At 49.5% G+C, this 297-nt stretch carries 1 protein-coding gene; it reads right to left on the bottom strand.

Annotation, left to right across the window (positions count from 1 at the left end):
- The coding region (locus tag F2P45_RS35055) for a DUF4007 family protein (RefSeq protein WP_229505458.1) at positions 1-273 on the bottom strand (273 nt) is incomplete at its 3' end.
- Between the last annotated feature and the right edge of the window lie 24 nt (positions 274-297).

Raw genomic sequence — 297 nt, 5'->3', positions numbered from 1 at the left:
ACTCGCCCAAAAACGAATAGACATAGCCATATTCTTACCAACTCCGAAGCGAACAATCGCCTCTTCATCGGCAAAAACAGATCTAGAAACGGGTGCGTGCTGTTGAGTGACTACATCGTAGGCCTTGCGTAGCCAAAGCTGCCGCAAAGGAAAAGTCTCGTGCCCAGAAAACTGAGGAGGGATGTCGGAAGGGAGCTGTATCATATCGGTGAACAGTCTAGACTGGAGATAGTCACCAGTCAAGGATACGCCTTTGAGGAAGATGGTCCACATGGTCAGGGTCACTGCAATATTCCC

It is taken from the genome of Massilia mucilaginosa (genome assembly GCF_011682145.1).
Classification (GTDB): Bacteria; Pseudomonadota; Gammaproteobacteria; order Burkholderiales; family Burkholderiaceae_D; genus Telluria_A; species Telluria_A mucilaginosa.
This window is presented reverse-complemented; position numbering and strand designations above follow the sequence as displayed.